Origin of the sequence: Mesorhizobium sp. M7D.F.Ca.US.004.03.1.1 (assembly GCF_003998635.1) — a bacterium.
In the GTDB taxonomy this organism is placed as follows: domain Bacteria; phylum Pseudomonadota; class Alphaproteobacteria; order Rhizobiales; family Rhizobiaceae; genus Mesorhizobium; species Mesorhizobium loti.
Genome location: NZ_RZQG01001608.1, coordinates 1 through 676, shown reverse-complemented (window position 1 = coordinate 676; position 676 = coordinate 1). Strand labels below are relative to the sequence as shown.

At 65.8% G+C, this 676-nt stretch carries 1 protein-coding gene and 1 pseudogene; both read right to left on the bottom strand.

The features are described 5' to 3' along the window. Nucleotides 1–259: pseudogene (locus EN935_RS39025) on the bottom strand (molybdopterin molybdenumtransferase MoeA); the annotation flags it as partial. Then, nucleotides 259–676 (bottom strand): cyclic pyranopterin monophosphate synthase MoaC (moaC, locus tag EN935_RS39020; protein ID WP_127374404.1); only part of this gene is annotated, 418 nt, incomplete at its 5' end. The pseudogene EN935_RS39025 and the gene moaC, both read right to left, overlap by 1 nt.

The following is a 676-nucleotide window of genomic DNA, read 5'->3' as shown; positions in this document are numbered from 1 at the left end:
CGACCACGCCGTCAAAGCCACGCCCGGCCGGGGCCATTCCGATCACAGAAAGTCTCGATGGCACCGACGCCACATCGGCGGCACGCGCCGCATAGCCGTCCATGGCGGAAGCGTTGAAGGGCGGTTGGGTGCGCAGCGCAATAACCGGTTCCGCCAGCACACGATCCACGGCCTCGAAGAGCGGAACGCTTTCGCCGGCCAGCGGCGCAGCGCCTTCCAGAAGGCGTTCGAGCGCCTCGGCGACCGGAACCAGCGCCATCAGGCGCCAGCCTTGTAGTCGCCAGATTTGCCGCCAGTCTTTTCGACCAGCCGGATGCCGGAAATGGTCATGGCGCGATCCACCGCCTTGGCCATGTCGTAGATGGTCAGGCAGGCGACGGAGGCGGCCGTCAAAGCTTCCATCTCGACGCCCGTCTTGCCGGTGACACGCGCAAGCGCGGTGACCTTCAGGCCGGGCAAAGCATGGTCCGGCTCGATGTCGACGGAAACCTTGGTCAGCAGCAGCGGATGGCAGAGCGGGATCAGTTCATGCGTCTTCTTCGCCGCCATGATGCCGGCGATGCGCGCGGTGCCGAGCACATCGCCTTTCTTGGCGTTGCCGGCGAGGATCGTCTTCAGGGTCTCGGGCTGCATCGCGACAAAGCCCTCAGCGATCGCCGTGCGCGTCGTCTCTTCC